General features: G+C 41.8%; 17 protein-coding genes. 3 read left to right on the forward strand and 14 right to left on the reverse strand.

Features of this window, described 5'->3' with window-relative positions; translation table 11 throughout:
- Nucleotides 1-27 precede the first annotated feature (27 nt).
- Together CWB60_RS04460 and CWB60_RS04465 are read right to left on the reverse strand one after the other, a co-directional pair.
- Nucleotides 28-477 carry an Imm50 family immunity protein gene (locus tag CWB60_RS04460; protein WP_138579056.1) on the reverse strand — a complete coding sequence of 150 codons (450 nt, stop codon included), beginning with the start codon at nt 475-477 and terminating at the stop codon, nt 28-30.
- 124 nt (nt 478-601) lie between these two features.
- Complete coding sequence (locus CWB60_RS04465; protein ID WP_138579058.1) at nt 602-949, reverse strand: DUF3024 domain-containing protein; 348 nt, start codon at nt 947-949, stop codon at nt 602-604.
- A gap of 249 nt (nt 950-1198) precedes the next feature.
- Here CWB60_RS04465 and CWB60_RS04470 point away from each other — a divergent pair, with 249 nt between their 5' ends.
- The gene (locus CWB60_RS04470) at nt 1199-2167 is read left to right on the forward strand and encodes an integron integrase (protein WP_138579060.1); all 969 of its coding nucleotides are present in this window, start codon (nt 1199-1201) and stop codon (nt 2165-2167) included.
- 178 nt (nt 2168-2345) lie between these two features.
- Here CWB60_RS04470 and CWB60_RS04475 read toward each other — a convergent pair whose 3' ends face one another.
- The 5 genes from CWB60_RS04475 to CWB60_RS04495 form a co-directional block, all read right to left on the reverse strand.
- The gene (locus CWB60_RS04475; protein WP_138579062.1) at nt 2346-4601 is read right to left on the reverse strand and encodes an acyl-CoA dehydrogenase; all 2256 of its coding nucleotides are present in this window, start codon (nt 4599-4601) and stop codon (nt 2346-2348) included.
- A gap of 264 nt (nt 4602-4865) precedes the next feature.
- Complete coding sequence (locus CWB60_RS04480; protein ID WP_138579064.1) at nt 4866-5894, reverse strand: zinc-binding dehydrogenase; 1029 nt, start codon at nt 5892-5894, stop codon at nt 4866-4868.
- A gap of 14 nt (nt 5895-5908) precedes the next feature.
- On the reverse strand, nt 5909-7318 hold the full coding sequence (locus CWB60_RS04485) for a TolC family protein (protein WP_138579066.1): 1410 nt from the start codon (nt 7316-7318) through the stop codon (nt 5909-5911).
- Complete coding sequence (locus tag CWB60_RS04490) at nt 7311-10463, reverse strand: efflux RND transporter permease subunit (protein ID WP_138579067.1); 3153 nt, start codon at nt 10461-10463, stop codon at nt 7311-7313. The genes CWB60_RS04485 and CWB60_RS04490 overlap by 8 nt, the downstream gene beginning before the upstream one ends.
- A 9-nt stretch (nt 10464-10472) precedes the next feature.
- Nucleotides 10473-11639: an efflux RND transporter periplasmic adaptor subunit gene (locus CWB60_RS04495; protein WP_138579069.1), complete on the reverse strand. Its 1167-nt coding sequence runs from the start codon at nt 11637-11639 to the stop codon at nt 10473-10475.
- A 120-nt stretch (nt 11640-11759) separates the two neighbouring features.
- Between CWB60_RS04495 and CWB60_RS04500 the strand changes: the two genes are divergently transcribed.
- Nucleotides 11760-12698, forward strand: coding sequence for a LysR family transcriptional regulator (locus tag CWB60_RS04500; RefSeq protein WP_004588705.1), 939 nt, complete (start codon nt 11760-11762; stop codon nt 12696-12698).
- A gap of 8 nt (nt 12699-12706) precedes the next feature.
- Here the strand turns inward: CWB60_RS04500 and CWB60_RS04505 are convergent, their stop codons facing one another.
- The 7 genes from CWB60_RS04505 to CWB60_RS04535 form a co-directional block, all read right to left on the reverse strand.
- Nucleotides 12707-13744, reverse strand: a complete 1038-nt coding sequence (locus CWB60_RS04505) for a GGDEF domain-containing protein (RefSeq protein ID WP_171036114.1) — start codon at nt 13742-13744, stop codon at nt 12707-12709.
- A gap of 143 nt (nt 13745-13887) precedes the next feature.
- Nucleotides 13888-14859: a GTP 3',8-cyclase MoaA gene (gene moaA / locus CWB60_RS04510; RefSeq protein ID WP_138579071.1), complete on the reverse strand. Its 972-nt coding sequence runs from the start codon at nt 14857-14859 to the stop codon at nt 13888-13890.
- A gap of 84 nt (nt 14860-14943) precedes the next feature.
- Nucleotides 14944-17235: a xanthine dehydrogenase family protein molybdopterin-binding subunit gene (locus tag CWB60_RS04515; protein ID WP_138579073.1), complete on the reverse strand. Its 2292-nt coding sequence runs from the start codon at nt 17233-17235 to the stop codon at nt 14944-14946.
- Nucleotides 17236-17247: 12 nt separating this feature from the next.
- Nucleotides 17248-17736 (reverse strand): (2Fe-2S)-binding protein, encoded by a 489-nt coding sequence (locus tag CWB60_RS04520; RefSeq protein ID WP_029771953.1) that lies wholly within the window; start codon nt 17734-17736, stop codon nt 17248-17250.
- A gap of 194 nt (nt 17737-17930) precedes the next feature.
- The gene (locus tag CWB60_RS04525) at nt 17931-18539 is read right to left on the reverse strand and encodes a nucleotidyltransferase family protein (RefSeq protein ID WP_138579075.1); all 609 of its coding nucleotides are present in this window, start codon (nt 18537-18539) and stop codon (nt 17931-17933) included.
- A gap of 1 nt (nt 18540) precedes the next feature.
- Nucleotides 18541-19560 (reverse strand): XdhC family protein, encoded by a 1020-nt coding sequence (locus tag CWB60_RS04530; RefSeq protein WP_138579077.1) that lies wholly within the window; start codon nt 19558-19560, stop codon nt 18541-18543.
- Nucleotides 19561-19977: 417 nt separating this feature from the next.
- Entirely contained in the window at nt 19978-20838 is an 861-nt protein-coding gene (locus CWB60_RS04535; RefSeq protein ID WP_138579079.1) for a DUF6279 family lipoprotein, read from the reverse strand.
- Between the two features lie 597 nt (nt 20839-21435).
- Between CWB60_RS04535 and CWB60_RS04540 the strand changes: the two genes are divergently transcribed.
- Complete coding sequence (locus tag CWB60_RS04540) at nt 21436-22161, forward strand: tetratricopeptide repeat protein (protein WP_024032214.1); 726 nt, start codon at nt 21436-21438, stop codon at nt 22159-22161.
- Nucleotides 22162-22226: the final 65 nt, after the last annotated feature.

Below are 22226 nucleotides of genomic sequence, written 5' to 3' on the forward strand. Positions count from 1 at the left end.
CAGCCAACTGTTTTTTGTCCTCATTTATTAGCTTGTTAGCTTACCCGTGCTATCACACGGTGATACTTCCATTACTTTACCACTAAACGCCTTAAATTCACCACCTAAGCCATTTGCAGGATCTATTTCAACTAAGACGGGAGTGAACCCTCTTTCATTTGTTGGCAATATTTCAAACTCTAAAGATAAAATGACGTTTTGATGATCAAACCCGATTAACTCAGAATCATGTATATCTTCGAACCTAAACGTGATCAGGTTATGTTTAATAAGCTCATAATAGCCGTTTGACTTCACATTCGATGTCATTTCAAAACAGTGCACAGTTAATTCCATATAAGGACAGGTATAACCTGCTTCTTCCTTGTAATACGAATTTAAAACAACACTTTTAATTTCAGCATCATGAAAAGATGGCCAATAGCCATAGATTTCTTCAACTGAATTATAATTCTCAAGATACTCTGATAATTTCATAAGGGTAGCTAACTTTTAAATAAGGGGCGCAGACGTGTGGGCTAAAATCCGAACGAAGTGAGCAGCCCACATGTTTGCGTCCCAGCCCGCGCAGCGGGCGAACTTGATTTTTTTGTTATGTGACTTACCCAAAAAAACAAGCGTATTCATCATGATCTATAACGGCAAAGACTTGCTCAATAGTTTTTACATACATATTTGGCTCATAGCCATGCCATTTTAGATCTTGTCGCATCCAGAAAATTTTCCATTTACCTTGAGCGCGGATAAAAGTTGCTTTAGCCATGTCCAGGTCATGATATTCATTTGGGCTGTCCCAAACAGGACGCGTTTCATATATATAAACTGATTGTTTCTCCAGCCGCCAACCAATATCTAACTCATTTCTAATATGCACTGGTGGCCTACGCTTATTTAAAAACGCGTTGGCAGCTTTTTCTATCTTCTTTATTTCGAATTCACTTAAGGCCATAAACGTTTAATTTTTCACCTGTCACATAACAATTTTATAGTGCGCTCATCGCGCATATTTCTGCCAACGATACGCTCATGTATTTTATAAATTATTTTTACCAAATAACTTAACACATTGCTATATATAATTTTTTATTAGCACTCAAACTCTCAATAAAAGACAAAATGCGCTCGCCGCTCATTTTCTTGAATATGCGTGCATCACAACTACACTGTATATAAAAACAGCACCATTGTTGGTAATAGTATGAAAACACGTTCCCCATTTTTAAATTGCATAGCTGAATATATGCTAGTTCGTCAATATTCATTGCGCACCGTCGATACCTACCTAAGATGGATTGCATCTTATATCCATTTTCATAATAAACGCCATCCCGCCTCAATGGGGGACAATGAAGTCGAACGCTACTTAGAACATTTAGTGTTAAAGCAAAACGTTGCACCACGTACGCAAGCTACCGCACTCAATTCATTGTCATTTTTATACAGGCACATAATAAAAAAAGAACTCTCATTAAATTTAAATTTTGCTCGTAGTAAAAAACAAGCAAAGCTCCCTGTAGTGATGACCCCAGAGGAAGTTAGAATGTTGATGGCTCATTTAAATAAGCGCTATTATTTAATTGCAGCCCTTATGTATGGAAGTGGCTTAAGAGTAATGGAAGCGGTGCAATTAAGGGTGAAAGATATTGATTTTGATTATAAATGCATTCAAGTATGGAATGGAAAAGGTAATAAACACCGCATTGTTACGCTGGCCACAGAGCTAATTCCTATGCTGAGAAATCAAATTTTGAACGTTGATGACTATTTAAAACTAGATTTAAATAATACGGAATATTCTAGCGTATGGATGCCATATGCTTTAACAAAAAAATATCCAAGTGCCGCAAAATCGCTTGCGTGGCAGTATTTATTTCCTTCTCATATATTAAGTTCAGATCCTCAAAGCGGTGAAATAAGACGACATCATTTTCATCACTCCTGTATTAGAAAAGAGGTTAAAAAAGCCGTCCAAAAATCAGGGTTAACAAAAATAATAACACCTCATACATCAAGACACTCTTTTGCTACTCATCTACTGCAAAATGGCGCCGATATAAGAACTGTTCAAGCTCAGCTTGGCCATTCTGATGTTAAAACCACACAAATTTATACTCATGTATTACAACAAGGTGCCAACGGAGTTATCAGCCCTTTTTCAAGATTATAAGTGTCTCTTTTAAACCTCTGCACATACATACTCGCTTACAAATCAATACCGCTATCTATCTCTACTTTATAAAACACATAAAAAAGCCCCGCTTGGTTTTAAACAAACGAGGCTCCACACTAATTTTTTAATCAAGAATAAAAGCGCCGATACAGCGGGCGCTTTGCATCATTGAATTTTATTGATTAACTACACTTTTAAGTGGGTTAACTGGTTGAGCGTTGTCATCTAATAAGTTCATGTCAAAGTCGAACTCATCAACGCGAATCGCTTTTTCACGCTTTTTGTTGTAATCAATTAGTTGCGCATGTTCATCCGCAGTAATTACATTTGCCGCTAATGCGTTATCTAGCGTAATGGCAAAACGTGTACCTGGTTTAATCTTTTTAGCGCGCAGCGCTTTTTTAACTTTAGCCAGCTCAACAAGTGATGCCATTTTGGCTTTATAAGCTTGCTCGTTAATGTGATGACCGTCGCCTTCTACAGGCTTAACTAAATGCGTAATTTGCGCTTTAAATGCGGTATCAAGCTGTGCTTGTTTTGCTAATTCACGAATTAAGTCGTCGCTAATTTTTGGCATTTTAGTTGAGTAGTTCATTGTTACAAAACGAATAAACTTACGAGTACCACTTGCAGGGAAGTTATCTAAAAACTTATGCAGTGCTTCTTCAGCGCTTTGCAGTGCAAAACGTGTCGCGTAGTGGAAGTACGGCGCTGCTTGCTCGCGCTCGGTGCTTGCTACTTTTTGCTCGTAATACTTAATTGATGCCATTGCCGCGTATAAAAAGCTCATTACATCGCCTAAACGTGCTGATAGCATTTCAGCCTGCTTTAACTTACCGCCAAGTACGAGTAACGAGAAGTCGGCATACACTGCTAATTTTGCAGACAGTTTATGCACGGCTTTTTCGTATTCACGTACTTCTGGTAATGCAGAGTTTGCACTTGCAGTAAATGGTAAAACACCTAAACGGAACGCACGTAAGCTATTTGCTGTGCTGTAACCAATTGTTTTACGCAAAATGCCGTTAAACTCTTTATCTGCAACTTTATCTTCACTATGGATTGATTCAACCATAGATTGTAAATAAGGGTGACAACGCATAACACCTTGACCAAAAATCATCAGGTTACGTGTAAGAATGTTCGCGCCTTCTACTGTAATTGCAATAGGCTGTGCTACGTAACCGCTTGCAAGGGTATTTTGTGGACCATTTTGAATCGCTTTACCCGCTTGAATATCCATTGCAGAATCTAATACGTCGCGGCCAAGCTCGGTCATGTGGTATTTAGCTATTGCTGTAACAACGGATGGTTTTAAGCCCATGCCTAGGCCTTCAGTTGTCAGTACGCGCATTGCTTCTTGAAGGTATGTTTTACCTGCAATGTCTGCTAGTTTTTCTTGAATACCTTCAAATTGACCAATTGCTAAACCAAACTGCTCACGCACTGCTGCGTATTCAGATGCTGATTTAAACGCCACTTGTGATGTACTTACACCTAGTGCAGGTAATGAAATACCACGTCCTGCGCCTAAACAGCTAACCAGCATTTGCCAACCACGACCGATGTTTTTCTGGCCGCCAATAATAAAGTCCATTGGTACAAATACTTTGTTTCCACGTGTAGTACCGTTATAAAAACGAATACCCATTGGGTCATGGCGGTTGCCAAGCTCTACACCTGGGTGATCTTTAGGAATAAGCGCACAGGTAATACCTAAGTTTTCTTTGCCGCCTAGTAAACCTTCTGGATCAACTACTTTAAATGCTAAACCAAGTACCGTAGCGATTGGTGCCAGTGTGATGTAACGCTTATCCCATGTGATCTCAAGGCCAAGTACTTCTTCGCCGTTGTACATGCCTTTAGTTACAGTACCAATATCTGGAATGCCACCTGCATCAGAGCCCGCCTCTGGGCTTGTTAATGCAAAACATGGAATGTCTCTGCCGTTTGCTAAACGAGGTAAGTAATGCGCTTGCTGCTCTTGTGTACCAAAGTGCAGTAATAATTCACCTGGGCCTAAAGAGTTAGGAACCATAACAGTTACCGCTACTGCAGAGCTTTTAGTTGCAATGGTTGCCACAATAGTTGAGTTTGCATAAGGGCTAAACTCTAAACCGCCAAACGATTTAGGAATGATAAGCGAGAAGAAACGCTCTTTTTTCAAAAATTCTAATATGTCATCTGGTAAGTGAATACCGTTTTGAATAACTGAATCGTCAATCATGCCTAGTAGCTCTTGTACTGGGCCATCTAAGAATGCTTGCTCGTCTGCACTTAGGGTAGCAGCCGGCACATCGCGTAGTGCGCTAAAATCTGGCTTACCTTGATAGATAGACCCTTCTAGCCACACATCACCCGCGTCTAGCGCTTCTTGTTCAGTGATTGAAATACTTGGTAATACTTTTTTTAATTTTGTACGTAAACTCATGATTGAACTCATCCGACCAGATAAATAATACCTACATTACGTCATAAAAATCAGTTTAGATCAATTACTCTATTCAATTAATTAACAGTTTTTTCAATTTATTTTCTTTACGGTGACGTAAACTGTTGAAACTAAAAGGCTTACACTTGTGCGCTGAAATACCTCTATTTGGCAACAATTAAACCCCATACTCATAAAAGCTAATTTTTAGACATAAAAAAACGCAGCCACTTGGGCTGCGTTTTTAAAATAAGGTGGGCAACGTTAACTGCTTATTTGCACAACATGTTTGCCTGTAAAGCCACCCGCTATTTGGTTATTTAAGGCAGCACTGACTGAGTCAGCAATAAAGTCAACCGCAGTGATTGCCGGTGTTTTAATATCGCCCGATAGCGCGCCTTCAAGTAATAAATTGCCCATAAAACTTAAGCGCTGCTGTGCACATAAACTATTGGCAAGCCACGCACCACCAATAGACACCACACTAATATTAGGCGCTCGGTGGTACATTAAATCCTGATCAAAATGAGGCAGCGAGTTTAAACACGCGATACGCCCGCAAAAACGCATTAATTCAATATTTCTAAGCGTTGATTCACCGCCCATAGTATCAATTACCGCATCAAACCCTTGCGGGCCAAGCTCGCGGCGAATTTTGTCGCGTAACTTTTTGTCGTTATAATCAAATACCACATCGGCACCTAGCTGCTTTACCAGCTTGTGATTACGCTTTGAAGCGGTGGTAAATACATCGGCACCGCGTTGTTTAGCATATTGAATGGCAAACTGCCCTACCGCACCAGAGCCACCTTCGATTAGGATTTGGTCGCCCTCCGTAATGGCAATTTTATCTAAGCTAATAAGGGCGGCCATACCAGCGCACGGTAACGTAGCAGCCTTTGCAGGGCACAGCCCATCGGGCACAACCGATACAGCAAAGTTAGACACGGTGGTGTATTCACTCAGTACCCCTTGCTTACCTATATTGGCATGCCACATTACTCGTTCGCCAACCCCAGGAAACACACCTTTGTTAGCTTTAACTACCACACCAACGGCGTCTAGGCCTAAAATATGAGGGTATTGCCACTTACAAAAGCCCGTTTTAGCAAAATAGGCATCAGCAGGATTAAGGCCTACATACTCAAGCTTTACCAACAGTTCGTTGTCGGCGCACTCGGGTATATCAACCTCAACATCTTGCAAGCGTATTTGCTCATCTGGTTGTGATAAAACAATAGCGCGCATGGTTTGTAAGGGGCTGCCTTGATGTGATAATTCAGTATTGCTCATTCAATTAACTCTACCTATTTTGTACTGCTCAGTGCATAGCTCCATTGGCCGTTAAATGCCTGATAAGCATTCACTTTAGCAAGCAATGTAGCAATAGTTGTGTCAACAGCGTTTTCTTGTGCCATTAAAACATCCTGGCGTGCATCTAACAACTCTAAGTACGGTATTTGGCCTTCTTCGTACATCGCCTGTGCTTGTAAAAATGCTTTATTTGCAAAGCCATAGCGCTGTTTAGCATAACGCTCTTGCTGTTGTTGATTGACCAACATTTGCAATGAAAGTTCACTTTGAGTCACCGCATTTAATACTATTTGCTGATAGTCGCTGTAGGCAGCTTCACTTAAAAACTGCTGTGCGTCACGCTGGGCAAGGAGTGCGGGGTAACTTAATATCGACCATTGCAATTGGGGGGCTACTTGCCATTGCTGATCAGTATTTTTTAAGCCCGTGCTGTCTATGCTCACTACGCCTGCAAAGGCTGATAAGCTAATATCAGGTAGTAAGGCTTTACTTGCCGCCACACTTAAGCTGTTAGCTTGGCTAAAATCATACAATGCACGGCTTATATCAGGGCGAAGGGCAATGGCGCTATTGGCATTTTTAAGCGCAACGCTAAAGCTTTGCTCCAGCAGGTTTTGCTCATTGTCTATCGCAATGTCTTGCGCAAGCTTACCTGTAAGCACAGCTAAAGTGGATAAGTCGCTGTATTTAGCATACTCAATAGCGGGCATTAGGGCTTCTTGCTGCCTAAGCTGTGCCATCGTACGGTTTAGGTCAAGCTCGTTGGCAACGCCTTCATCTACACGTGCTTGAAGTACCTCAATGCTTTGCTCTAATGCGTTTATTTGCATGGCTATAATGTGTTGTTTTTCAACATTACCTTGATAGCTTACAAACCCTTTAACAACAGACGATACCACTTCAATTTGCAGTGAACGTACTTGCTCGGCTTGGCTCATGGCCGATGCATTTGCAGCATCAACCAAAGCAGTAATACGGCCAAATAAATCTAACTGCCAATCAAGCGCTACGTTAGCACTCGATTGACGGTCAAACACACTCGGTGCATCGCTTCGTGCTGCGCCAATATTTACCCCGCCTTGGGGTAAATATTGCGCTTTTTGCTCGCCTAATCTTGCAAGGGTACTTTTAAGCGTTAATTGGCTTGTTTGCAAATTGTAGTTATTGGCAAGTGCGCTATTAACCAAAGCATTTAGCTGCTTTGATTCTAACTTGTGCCACCAATTTGTTTCATCTGCTATGGCAATATTGCTGGCAATATTTGCTTGAGCTACAAAATCGTTAATAGCGTTTTGCTCGCTTTGTGTATCTATTTTGCTAGCGCAACCAGATAAAAAAGCAGCCACTAACACAGTACTTAACGTTAAGCGCGTTTTGATAGGTTTAGCGATTAAATTAGTCATGCGATAATCCCTTTTCTTTTTGCTGCTTTTTCACAACTAACATGTAAAACACAGGTGTAAATAATAAGCCAAACACCGTTACCCCTATCATGCCTGCAAACACCGCGTTACCCATTGCGTGACGCATTTCGGCGCCTGCACCGGTTGCAAGTACCAAAGGTACAACCCCAGCTGTAAAGGCAATTGAGGTCATTAATATTGGCCGTAAACGCATACGACACGCCGCTAATATTGCCTCAAAGTGCGTTAACCCACCGCCGTGTTGGTCGCGGGCAAATTCTACCATTAATATGGCGTTTTTAGAGGCGAGTGCCACCAGTACAATTAATGCAATTTGAGTAAATATATTATTGTCTGAGCCTACAAACCACACACCTAATAGTGCTGAGAAAATAGTCATCGGTACAATTAATATTATGGCCAGTGGCAAACGTAAACTTTCGTACTGCGCAGCAAGCACCATAAATACAAGCAACACAACTAATGGGAATACATAAACCATGGTGTTACCTGCAAGTACTTGTTGGTACGTTACTTCTGTCCACTCGTACTCAATACCTGTTGGCAGGTTGTCGGCTAATATTGTTTCAATAGCAGTTTGTGCCTGATCAGAGCTATAACCGGGGGCTGGGCTGCCGTTTAGTTCTGCACTTGGGTAACCGTTGTAATGCATTACACGGTCAGGTCCTATTGTTGGTGTAACTGTAAGTACCGAGCCAAGCGGCACCATATTTCCTGCACTGTTACGTACTTTTAGGTTAAGGATTTGCTCAGGGTCAAGACGAAAATCAGCATCAGCTTGCGCATTAACCTGATAAGTACGACCAAACATATTAAAGTCATTCACATACACAGAGCCTAGATATATTTGTAATGCGTCAAATACTTCATCAAGAGGAATACCTTGAATAAGTGCTTGCTCGCGGTCTATATCAATATCCATTTGTGGTACTTGAATGCGAAAGCTTGAATATAAGCCCATTAACGCGGGATCTTGCTGCGCCTTACCAATAATGGTTTGCAAACTATTAAATAGTGCATCAAAGCCTTTATTTGCTCTATCTTCAATTTGCAGCTTAAAGCCACCTGTTGTGCCTAAGCCTTGAATTGGCGGTGGCGGAAATACAGCTACAAACGCTGCATCAATAGCTGCAAAACGCTGATTTAACTGCGCGGCAATTGCCATCGCTGATTGACTAGGGTCGGTACGTTTATCAAAGCTCTCAAGTGGCGTAAATACAATGCCGCTATTTGGGCTATTAGTAAAACCGTTTACCGATAAGCCTGGAAACGCCACGGTGTGTGCAACGCCTGGTACTTCTAATGCTATTTTTTGCATTTGCGAGAGCACATCTTCGGTACGGTCTAAACTGGCTGCATCTGGCAGTTGCGCAATCGCAACTAAATATTGCTTATCTTGCTGTGGAATAAAGCCACCGGGTACGGTATCAAACAATTTAATTGTACCGCCCACCAGCGCAACATAGGCCACCATAACAATAACGCTCATACGTATAAGCTTTTGTACCAGCTTTTCGTAGCCTTTAGCACCACGGTCAAACACGCGGTTAAACGGTTTAAATAACCACGCACCAAACAGTTTATTAAGTAAACGCGTGAATGCATCTGGTTTTGCATCGTGCGACTTTAATAATAATGCCGATAGCGCAGGCGACAGGGTTAAGGAGTTAAACGCCGAAATAACAGTCGAAATAGTAATTGTTAGTGCAAATTGCTTATAAAACTGACCCGATAAACCGGTAATAAATGCAGTAGGAATAAATACCGCACACAGCACTAACGCTATCGCAATAATTGGCCCGGTTACTTCGCTCATAGCAACACGTGTTGCCTCTAAAGGCGAAAGCCCTTGTTCTATATTTCGCTCTACGTTTTCAACAACAACTATCGCATCATCAACTACAATACCAATTGCCAGTACCAAGCCAAACAGCGAAAGAGTATTAATAGACACGCCTAGCCATTGCATTACAGCAAACGTTCCTATTAACGAAATTGGCACCGCAATCAATGGAATAATAGACGCGCGCCACGTTTGTAAAAATACAATAACCACAATTACAACTAATACAATGGCTTCAAGTAGCGTTGCTATAACCGCATCTATTGAACCACGTACAAACACAGTGGGGTCGTAAACAATGTCGTACTCAACCCCTGCCGGAAAATCTTGTGATAAACGCGCCATGGTTTCGCGTACTTGATCAGAGAGCTCAATTGCATTTGAACCTGGGCGCTGAAACACTGGCATTGCAAGTGCTGGCTGGTTATCAAGCTCTGCACGAAGTGCATAGGTATCTTGGCCTAAATCAACACGGGCTACATCAGACAAACGCGTTAATTGCCCCTGTTCGCCCACTTTAATAATGACCTTTTCAAACTCTTCAACACTGTTTAAACGCCCTTTTACGTTTAACAAAATTTGAAATTGGCTGTCGTTAGAAATTGGCTGTGCACCTAAGCTACCCGCTGCAACTTGCTGATTTTGCGAGCGCAAAGCAGCCACAACATCGGTGGCTGTAAGCTCACGCGCTGCTAATGCATCTGGGTTTAACCAGACACGCATAGAGTACTTACCACCACCAAATAAACGAATATCGCCTACACCCGGTAAACGGGCAATTTCATCTTTAATATGAATGTCGGCATAGTTAGATAAATACGCTGTGTCGTGGCTGTTTTCAGGCGAGTATAAATGCACCACCATGGTTAAATCGGGTGATGATTTTTCGGCTACTACACCTAAGCGCTGCACCTCTTCGGGCAAACGTGGTAATGCACTGTTTACACGGTTTTGTACTTGTACTTGTGCACGGTCTAGGTCGGTGCCTAATGCAAACGTTACCGTTAATGTCATGCGGCCATCGCTGGTACCTTGCGAAAACATATACAGCATGTTTTCGGTGCCGTTAATTTCTTGCTCAAGCGGCGTTGCCACAGTTTGCGCTATAACGGTAGGGTTAGCACCTGGGTAATTTGCTGTTACCACAACAGTGGGTGGCACAACTTCTGGGTATTCACTTACAGGAAGTTGAAACAGTGATATACCACCAGCAATTAAAATAACCAACGACAGCATGGCTGCAAATATTGGTCGCTGAATAAAAAAGTGTGAAAATTTCATCGATAAACCTTATTGCTTAGCCATTAACTGGGCGTTGTCGTTTGACAGTGTAAAGGCAACCCCATCGGTATCAATTGTGACTGTATTAGGCGAAATAGGCATACCTGGGCCTACACGTGCAGGGCCATTTACCGCAATAATATCGCCTTCGTTTAGGCCAGCAGTAACAGCGCGTAACGCACCATAGCGCTCGCCTACTTCTATTAATTTGTATTCAAGCACGTTGTTTTCGCCAACGGTTAACACAAAGCGATTTTTTAAATCGGTGCCAATAGCACGCTCAGGAATAATTACTTTTTCGCTCACTTCGTTTGCTGCCAATTTAACGCGAGCAAAAGAACCTGCACGTAATTGATTGTTATCTTGTTCAAATACCGCACGTACACGTAAAGTACCCGTTGCTGAATTAATTTGGTTATCAATAAAATTAATATAGCCTTGGTAAGCAAACTCTTTTTGCCCTACTTTTTGCATAACAACTGTTTGGCGGCTTTGTGCGGTTACATCGTTAAAGGCGCTATTCCAAGTACGCTCATCAACATCAAAGTAGGCATACATCGCTTTATTAGAAACAATTGACGTTAATACACTTTGACCCGCTAATACGTTATTACCTTTGGTAATATTTGCGCGTGAGATAACACCATCAATCGGCGAAACTACTGATGTAAATTCTAAATCGAGCTTTGCAGAGGTAAGCTGTGCTTGCAGCGCTGCCAGTTGTGCTTCGCGCTGGCGAAGCGTTGAGGTACGCGCCTGTGCTTGTTCTGTTGAAATAGCTTTACGTTCTAATAAGCGCACTGCTCGTTTGTCTTCACTTTTAGCTTGTTCAAGTGCAGCTTCTGCGCTGTGTATTTGCGCTTCTAGGCTTGCTACAACTGCTGCAAAAGGGCGCTCGTCAAGTTGAAACAACACATCGCCTTGCTTAACAACATCACCTTCTTTAAATTCAATGCTATCAATCACCCCAGATACACGCGGCATTAACGCAACTTCTTGCGGCGATTCTAAACGCGTGGTGTAGGTGTGCCAGCTTTGTACTGGTTTAATTAAAACTTGTGCTACATCGATAGGTTGTAATTGTTGTTGCTGCGCATTTGGTGCGCTCTCATCGGCACAGCCCGCTAAGGATAGAGTTGCCGCAGCTAATGCAGCAGCAATTAAATGTTTATTCATGAAGACGCTCCTTTATTTATTTACCTGGCATGTTACGGACTATACTTGCGGACAAAAACCATAGATTTATAAATTCATTAATGCCAAAATGGCATCAATAGCATTTATTAGGTGATCATAATGGATACAACAAGCCGGCTTTTAATGCTGCTTGAAGTGGTAGAACAAGGCTCTTTTGCCAAAGCTGCAGAAATAAGAAACATAGACCGCTCTGTTATATCTAAACAAATCAGCCGGTTAGAGGACGAGCTAGGCGTTAGGTTATTAAACCGCACCACCCGTTCGTTTTCGTTAACGGCGGCGGGCGCAGAAATGATTAAAAAGGCGTCAGAGCTAAGAGAGCTACTTGGTGAAACCGTACGTATGGCCGAAAACTACCACTTAGAGCCACGCGGTGTGTTAAAGGTTACCTCGTCAACATTAATTGGTCGGCGTTATTTACAACCTGTGCTTAACGACTTTCAAAAACGTTTTCCACAAGTAGAAGTAGAGCTACGTTTAGACGATAGGCTAGTTGATATTGTATCTGAAGGGTTTGATTTAGCATTTAGAATTGGTGAGCCTAAAGACTCCTCATTAATTGCCCGTAAAATTGCCCGTAACAGGCTGCTTATTGTAGCCGCCCCTGAATTTATAAAAACCTATGGTATGCCACAAACCATAGAAGAGCTGGTGCAGTTACCCGCTGCAAGTTATGCAAGTAACGCTATGCGCGTAGAAACCATAGATTACTACGATAGTAAAGGTGAGCCGTGCGAGCTAAAAATAAAAAGTGTGTACAGAGCAAACGACGCTGAAGTACTGCTAATGAAAGCTATTTCAGGGACTACCTACTTTGTTGCGCCAGCATTTATTATCGATAAAGAAATTACACAAGGTCAATTGGTGCCCATTTTAACGGATGTTAAGTTAAAAGAGTTTAGCCATATGTATGCGGTGTACCCACACAGAGACTTACCGGTAAGAACACGTTTATTTTTTGATGCAGTGAGAGAATACCTAGGTAAAGACAAACCAATTTGGGAAAACAACATCCCAAATTTTGAGCAAATGTACTAGCCTCGTACTTAGGCTAATTGAGGCTTTTCAATCAGGTTGGCATTTGCTTGAAAGTAAACTTTATTGCGGCCATATTCTTTTGCTTTATAGAGTTGTTTATCTGCTTTAATTACAAACTTTTCAAGCGTGTCGCCTTGGCGATACTTAACAACGCCGATACTGGCAGTTACATTTATTTTTAGCCCATCAATCTCAAATGCCGTATTGTTGAGTTTTTCTCTTATGGTTTCGGCCATTGCCAATGCATCACTTTGTGACGCAAAAGAGTGAAGTAAAGCAAACTCTTCCCCGCCCACTCTAAATACATACCCTTTTGCCAATACAACCCGTAATAAAGTGGCGACTTCAATCAGCACTTTATCCCCTACTGCGTGGCCATGGGTGTCGTTAACTTGTTTAAAAAAATCTAGGTCGAGTAAAAACAAATAAAGTTGCGACTTATCTTTAAGCTCTACTGCAAAGTAATGGTTCATTGATAAACGGTTTGCAGCCCCAGTAAGTGGGTCTAACAAGGCCAGATTTTTCAGCCGTTTAGACGATAAAGCACGGCTGCCTTCAAATACATGAGAAATGGCCCAAATGCTGATATAAACAAAGGCAAGATTTACACTGAAGTTAAGCGTTGTTAGAGGAAGTTGCGATGCTTTGGTTAATAATATGGCTCCCTGGAGTACAAACAACAAAGCCGATAATACAATGCCATAGCGCTTACCTAACAGTAGGTAATACAACACAGGTAACGCAAACGACCACACATACAAACCATTTATTGGCTTTGCTAAATAATTACCTAATACAATAACAAAGGTGACAAATATGCACATAACAACAGATTGCCATACTTCGAGTGCGTGTGTGTTTAAGCGGTGGTAGGTGTAGGCACAAAATACAGTGAGCGCTATTTCTAAATAGCCTAATAACGCAAAGTTATTTAAAAAAATATTAAACGCAGCAAAAAACAATGAGACAAAACCAAAACACAAGCACATCCATTTCAGAACGTTTCTTCTTAATGATTTAGTACTACTAAGTGCTGCTATATCCATTCAAAAAACTTAAAATAATAAAAAATTCAGTGTAACGCTAAAATTAAATATAACAAGTAGCTAAACAGGTAAAAACAGTCATTTTATCAAACTGTGTAGCGAAAACAGTAAACTCAGTAGCGAATTACACTACATTTACGCCTTTACCCACCTAACATAGATAAGTTTGTAGTGACCCCGGTGTTACCTTGGTGCAATAAGTGCGTTGGTTTTTTTGTTTTTATATAACGCGCTAACTGATCAATTAATGCCTGATTAGTGTTATCACTCATGTATTCTCTAAGTGATATACCCTGCTCAGAAAACAAACATAAATGCAGTTTCCCCAGTGATGAAATTCTTAGCCTGTTGCAGGTAGCACAAAAGTCACTACTGTAAGGCATTATTAACCCTATTTTGCCTAAATAATCAGGATGGAAAAACTCTTGCGCAGGCCCCGCCGTTACATCGCGTATAATGGGCTGCCAACCAGCGCGAAGCAACTGCTCTTTTATGGATTGACCTGATATATGGTTAGCATCAAAAAATGCTTTATTGTCGTTTGTTTGCATTAGCTCAATAAAACGCATCGTTACGGGCCTGTGCTTTAAATACGCTAAAAAAGGTTCAAGGGCACGGCCATTGTACTGTTTCATTAGTACGCTGTTTATTTTTACTGAATCTAAGCCGCTCTCTAGGGCCGTGTCTATTCCTTTCATAACCGTGGCAAACTTATCATTGCCGGTAATGGTATTAAACATACGTGGGTCTAGGCTGTCGATGCTAACATTTATTGCATTGAGCCCAGCGTGTACCCAATCTTTAACATGTTTATGCATCGAGTAACCATTTGTAGTGGCGGCTATTTTGGTAATACCTTGGGTGTCTTTTGCCGCACGAATTACATCTATAAAATCTTTTCTGAGGGTTGGCTCACCGCCAGTAATGCGTAACTTTGATATGCCATGATGAGCAAAGGCGTTTACGGTGTTGCTAATTTCGTTAAGTGAAAGGAAGTCTCGGTCGTGATCGCATTGATAACCATCCGGCAAGCAATACACACACTTAAAATTACATACATCAGTAATAGATAAACGCAGATAACTAAATTTTCGCCCTGCTGGGTCGACTAGCATAAAAAAGCCTTTAACATTTTAATAATTCATCGCTAAGTTCAAAGCACGTAAAGCCTGTGCCTTACGCGCTTTGTTAGCACTTAACTAGGCCGTAAGACCTGCTTTAAGCTCATTGGGTTTCATGGGTAAATTACGTAACCGCACACCAACTGCATTAAATACCGCATTTCCAATAGCTGGCGCAACCCCAATTACTCCAGGCTCACCTAAGCCCATTGGAAACTCATCACTTTGTACAAACTCTATGTCCATATCGGGCACATCTTGCATTCTAAGTGGTAAGTAAGTGTTAAAGTTAGTGGCTGCTACTTGTCCGTTTTGGTAATTATTTGATTCATGTAACGCAAGGCTTGTGCCCCACAATAACGAACCTTCAAGCTGGGCTAGTGCACCATCAGGGTGAACAATTAAACCTGCATCTACCACGGCGTAAAGCTTCTTAAGCGTAATTTTGCCATCGCTTTTATTTACGTGCACATGGGCTGCTGTGGCAATCCACGCTGGCATATTACGCTCTTGGCCTGAACTTACTGAGAAACCAATGCCTTCATTTTCACCCAGCTTAACATTTGCGACCTTCGCTGACACTTTTTTAAGTACCGCATTTAAGCGCAGCGCTCCGCCTACGCTTTCAGGGGCTTTACCTGCTTGTTTACCTTTGCCATCGAGCATTGATAAACGAAACTCAACCGGATCAATCCCTTGTTTGTGCGCTATTTCGTCGATAAAAGACTCTAAGCTCCATGCAATCCAGCCAGGGCCTACCGAGCGAAGCCAACCTGGGGTAAATGTGCTTTGCGCTAATTCGTTATTAATTGCGCGGGCACGGTGGTTATCTATGCTGTACCAGTGATCGGCTCCAGAGGCTGAAAATGCATCAAACTTACCTTTGCCATCAACCCCTGGTGATAAAAAGCCAGGTGCCATTGCTTTTGTTGGCCAGCCTGCTGCAAAAGCATGTTCCATTGCACTAAGCTCGCCATTTTCATTAAACGAAGCAGTTAATTTAGCTGTAGAGGCAGAGCGTGATTGATCAAATAAGCTATCGTCGGCGCGCGTAAATACCAGTTTTACGGGTTTGCCAATCGCTTTCGCTGTTAATGCTGCAGGCACAGTCCAATCACCAAATAAACGACGCCCAAATCCACCGCCTAAATAATAAGGGCGAATAATAACGTTATTTTGTTCAACCTCTAACGCCTTGGCCAATGCAGGTAGTGTTAAAGACTGCCACTGATTACCGGTATGGATAATCCACTTGTCTTGTTTAAACTCTGCCACTGCGTTAAGCGGCTCTAATTGATAATGGCTTGCTGTTGCTGTGGTGTACAGTGACTCAAGAGACTGCGTTGCCTCAGCCTGCATTTTAGCGGTATCACCTTCATTAACAAATAAGGTGCCAGCGCTGCTATCGTTACATAATTTTTCGCCTAGGGATTGAATATCGGCCTCTGTAACATTAGCTGTTTGCCCTTTTTTATAGGTTACTTTTAGCGCATCTACCGCTTTAATAGCACTGGGGTAATTGTCAGCTAAAACCACCACCCAGCCTTGTACGGTATTACTCGGGTCGTTTAAAATCTCAAACCCTTTATAGCCTTTTATTGTTTTTGCAGCGCTATCGTCCACCTGTGTCACTTCGCTACCATAGCGTGTTGGTGGGATCACAGGGCGCGCATACACCATGCCTTCAAGCTCTACATCTATACCGTATACGGCAGTACCATTTGTTTTTGCCGGAATATCAAGCGCTTTAAAGTCTTGTTTTAAACCCGTTAAGTGGCGTTTATTGGCAGGCTTTAACGGCAGTTTTGCAACTTCTTCACTGCTAAAGGTACGGTTAAACTCACCATTTTTAACAATATCGGCATAACTGAGCGATTTATCGCCTGCAATTATACGCCCTTTGCTCGCGTGGCACTGCTCAGGTTTAACCCCAAGCATATTAGCCCCTGCATCTATAAGGGCTATACGCCCCGCAGCGCCAGCTTGTGAAAGCGGCTTAAAGCTTTGAAACACCGACCACGAGCCACCTGTAACCATGTAGCCCCACTTTTCGTGCGTATCTACATACGTGATTGATACTTTATCCCAGTCGCACTCAAGCTCATCTGCCACAATACGCGCTAAGGCGGTGCCTACGTGTTGGCCCATTTCAGCTTTGGCAATACTAACGACTACTTCACCTTGCTGGTTCATAGTCCACCAAATTGTGGGTGAAAACGATTGTTGTGCAATCGACTCTTTGGCGCTAAGTTCACCTGAAAATATTGCCGGAGCAAATGCCATAACCAGGCCAGCAGTTGCTGTACTAATCATAAAAGAGCGACGGTTTAAGTCTACGGTTTCGGTATTTTTTTGAAATAGTTTTTTCATTGTCGGCTCCAGTTACACGTCTAGCTCTTTGGGGTTAAACATTTGTACTGCACTTTGCGATTCATCAGCTGCACGTTGTATAGCCGATTTAATACGCTTGTACGCCATACAGCGGCAGTAGTTGCCATTCATATGATTTACTATTTCTTGATCTGTTGGATTTGGATTGTCAGCTAATAACGTAGCAGCTTGCATAATTTGTCCAGACTGACAGTAACCGCACTGAGGTACTTGCTCATCTACCCACGCTTTTTGCAGCGGGTGCGCGTTGTTAAGCCCTTCAATGGTCGTAATGTTTTTTCCTGCCACTGCGCCCACGGGTAATACACACGAGCGCGTTGCTTGCCCATCTAAATGCACTGTACATGCACCGCACATAGCAATACCACAACCAAACTTAGTTCCTTTTAACCCTATTTCATCGCGAATAACCCACAGCAAAGGTGTATCTGCACTTGCTTGCGATTTAACCTCTTTGCCATTAACTGTAAACGTCACCATAGCTTGCCCCTTCATTAAGCCTAAATAAAATTAAAGTAACGCATGACCCATACACGTTACTTTTTATACCACCGTACGTTGAAACTATTACGCTTTGCATTGCAGCGCACATTTAAAATGCGCGCAGGCATAACTGTTAAAAATCTAATCTCGTTTTAAACGTTTAACCTAAAGTTTAGGCTATATTTTTTAGTTTATTCGCTTACAGTTAGGTTGTTGTTATTATTAATAAACTGCTTTAATTGCTGTTGAGTGTCGATATCTGTGCTTGCCTGCTTAAGTAAAATGGTATTAACGTCAACCTGTGTATCGCGCAGTAAATGTTGAGCGCCTTTATCGCAATTTAGCGCTGCGAGTGTTTTAAAATCACAGGCAGGAAATACAGCAGGTACGCCAAGGCGCTCGCCATAATCAGCGCACCAGCGCGACGGGTTGTTGTTAAAATGAGTAATTAAAGTATTTATGTGTGTAGCACTAAGCTCAACCTGATCCGCCAGCATAAATAAAATCCCCTCTAATGAGTGCGCCTTACTTATAGTGTGTGTTGCCAGCGCAATGGATTTTCCTAAGCCTATTTGCCAGTGTGGGTTATGCAGTATTTCAACATTTTTATAGCCACGTAACGCGTGTTCAATTTGCGCATGCCAAGCACCGCTAATAACGTATATGGGTAATGTGTCATCACCTTGTAAGGTATCTACGGCGCGGCAAATCATTGGTTTATTACCTACATCGGCTATAAGCTTACAGCCGTTAAAGCGCGACGATTGCCCAGCGGCTAAAATAACCTTTGCTATGCGCACCTTAGTTGCCCCAATTACTTAACGATGTAGCATCTTTATTAGCAAATACCGCATGAATTTCGCTAATGAGCGATAAAGCTATGCTCTCTGGCGAGTCGCCTCCCAAATTAAGCCCAACAGGACCAAATACAGGCGCTACTACCTTATTTACCGTTGTATTTGCATGTTCAAACACTTGCGCTCGGCGATGTGCAGGCCCCAGTAATCCCATGTACTTTAGTTGGCTTTGCTCAAGTGCGGCTAACGCCTGTGAGTCAAGCTCTACACTGTGGGCCATTAAAACAGCGGCATCCACTTTGTGCTGTTCGCAAAATTGTTTAAGCTGCGCAGCTGGGCAACGCAAAATATTATCGGCCTGCTTAAAGTAGTCTCTTTTAGCATTTGCAGCTCGGCTATCCCATACACTTACCATCCACCCGAGTTGTTTAGCAAACGCGTATACTGGTATCGCATCAGCGCCACCGCCAACAATTAATAAATGTGCGCTGGGGTAAATAGCCACTTCTAAACGTTGGACTTTATCTTGCTCTAAAAGCGCTGCTTTGCGGTTTAAAGATAAGTTGTGCTGCTGCGCCACAGTTTTAAAAACGCCAGACCCCTTTGCCACCAAAGGTTTAATTTGCTGTGTGTAGTGCCCCGATTGCTTATTTTTAAGCGCATTAAACATGCTATCTAATTGTAAGTATTCGTTTTCACTATTAACGCTTTGCAAAATAATATGCACCACACCACCACAGCCAATTCCTAGCTGAAATGTTAAGTCGTCTTCATCGGTTGCATCGTAGGTAATAGTTTTAGAGTGTAATGAGGTCATAACCTGTTTGGCGTGGCGCTGAATATCAGCCTCTAAACAGCCACCCGAAAGCATGCCTAAGCGCTGGCCAAGGCTCGAAATAAGCATCATCGCGCCCAATTTTCGATAGCTAGACCCTTCAATTTGGTACAAGGTTGCGAGCACCCATTGTTGTTCATCACGAAGCGGATACCACGTATTGAGCATTCCTTTTAAATCAGTAACCATAAACTGCAGCCATTACAAACCTTAATATGCGCGCGTTTTAATTATCACCATGGTGTCGCTTTGCTTCATTTGTTAGATATAACGAGGATAATCAAACAACAAATAAGTGAGAAGCGTACGTGATATATTTTAAAATCGATCAGATAGGACGTTATTAAATATGAAATATTATCTTAGCATTTATCGAGGGCGAGGTGACCTGTGTGGATTGAAATTTTTCACTCTAGGTGCAATTAAATCGCCTTCAAAGGCTTTGCCCTGACTAAAAACCAAACGCCCTGTTGTAAATTCATCCACCGCAGTACGCCACGCCCTAACTTCCTTAATAAGCGTATAATTTATAAAATGTTACACATGCTTAATTAGCAAACAATACGTTAGCTTTTTGGCTAATGCGAGCCTTGGCTTAAATAAGCATTAATCTTCAATTAAATCGGTGAGCGTATTAATTAGCTCATCAAACTCATCATTTACACTCTCGCGTTGCTGCTCACTCAATGTGGTATTTAGTTCAATAAGTAGGTTTACATAGAGCGCTAAGTTTGCATCATTACTGGCTAATAACTCTTCGCTCATATACGCTTCTCGCTGTGTAATTACATAGCTTAATTGTTTTACAAATTCAGCCTCACTGAGCGCTTTATTTAAAAGTACTTGCTGCGCTGCATTTAAACGCGTTTGCTTGTACTGATGCCAAAGTAATGAAGAGTCATAATGAGCATTGTTAGCTTGGGTAATAAGCTGCGTTTGCACAGGGGTTAACTTTCCTAGCCATTGTTTGTAGTAATCGAGCTGCCTTTCTAGGCGTTCGCTTTTGCGCTCCTGCGCTGTTAATTCAGTAAACTCTTCGTATTCTTCGTTAATTTGCGTTTGGATATTAGCAATAAGCTCTTCGCGCTGCGCATAAGAAAGCGTAAGCCCTAACTGCGCGAGCGGTATATGCGCATGTTCAAGAATGTTTTGAAAATGAGCTCTGGCCAATACCACTTGCGACTTTAATTGCTGATAGTCTAACTGCTGATTAAATAACCCTTTTAGATTTAGTATATCTTGCTTGTAGGCGGGTAATTGCGTGGTGCGGTGCCACTGCTGGGTTGTGTTAATAATACTTTTGAGTTGCTTGTTTTGCTGCTTATTTAGGTCAATGTAGTCATCTACCCAAAACGATGAAAGCCACGTTAAGTTATTATAAGTAAACGAAGCCGAACAACTACACAAAAATAGCAGACTGAGCGCAATGGCTACGCGCGAAACTTTTATATTTTTTATTTTAAACATGAAATCCTCAACTAACGCTTTCTCTCAAACTTTCACATAAATACGCAAAGATGTTAATTTACTTTAATTGATAATAATTATTATTTACTGTTGACACTCCGTCAAATCTAAATAATAATTAATCGCATAAATAAAGTGTAACGACCTCAGTGCCCAAGGAAGAAATACAGCATGGATGCTGACATTTTGTTTTAAGCGCGTGACTGCTTAATGGCTATTATTTACTCGACCCAAGTAATAGCATAAAAGTTCATCTCTACTTGCTACATTGCTCATATTAGTGACGGTTAATATGACATTAAAAGCGCAGGCTTTGGCTTGCGCTTTTTTACTGCTTTAAATTTTCTGTAATATCTGTATCTTACGCTTATAAACAGCGCATTATTAGCAATATAATTGCTTATTTAAGCTATAATTACCACAACAGCTTGGCTAAGTGTTAAACGAGCATATAATCACCAAAGCGTTAGTATTTCACTTAACCCCAAGCACTTGCACCATTTTATACGTGGCTATTAAATAGTAAGTACAAAGTGTTGCAATAAAACAGGTTTTTATACATACACATTGCAACTATTACCTATTGGAGACATGGCTATGTCACAGTTTAATTTAAAAGCATTAATACTCACTGGCGTTTTGCTTTCAAGCCCATTTGCACATGCAACTCTTGAAGACGGTATAAGAGCTGCCAACGAAGGCGAGTTTGCGACGGCACTAAAAGAATTTGAATATTTAGCTGATAAAGGCTTTGCCCCTGGTATTTACGAACTAGGTAAGCTTTACGAGGGCGGCTATGGTGTTACACGCGACTACTTTAAAGCGGCAGAGCTTTATAAAGAAGGCGTTAAAAAAAATCACGCTGACTCAATGTTTGCGCTAGCGGTTTTATACGATGAAGGCAAAGGCGTAAAGCTTGATAAGCAAATGGCGGTTACGTTATTTGAAAAAGCAGCGAAAAAAAACCTCCCCGCCGCACAATTTAATTTAGGTGTTATGTATGCAAATGGCGAGGGCGTAACGCGCGATTATAAACAAGCCAGAACGTGGTACGAAAAAGCCGCTGCTAATAACTACTCACTGGCGCAATTTAATCTTGCGCTCATGTATTTTGAAGGCCTAGGCATGCCAAAAGACTTAGAGAAGTCGTATGTGTGGAACACCATTGCAGAATACAACGGCAACATGCAAGCAAGCCATAGCCGCAAGCTAGATGAGCGTAAAATGCTACCTAAAGAAATAGAAGAAGCAAAAGAAAAAGCCGACAAAATCTACGAAAAAATACTCGCAGGCACGTACGCCGGTGAAGGTCGCTTATTTTAATTTGCGCCTAGCAAAACCTAAGTGTTTAACAAGGGCAAATGCATCTCGCATTTGCCCTTTTTTAT

It is taken from the genome of Pseudoalteromonas sp. S327 (assembly GCF_005886415.1).
In the GTDB taxonomy this organism is placed as follows: Bacteria; Pseudomonadota; Gammaproteobacteria; order Enterobacterales; family Alteromonadaceae; genus Pseudoalteromonas; species Pseudoalteromonas atlantica.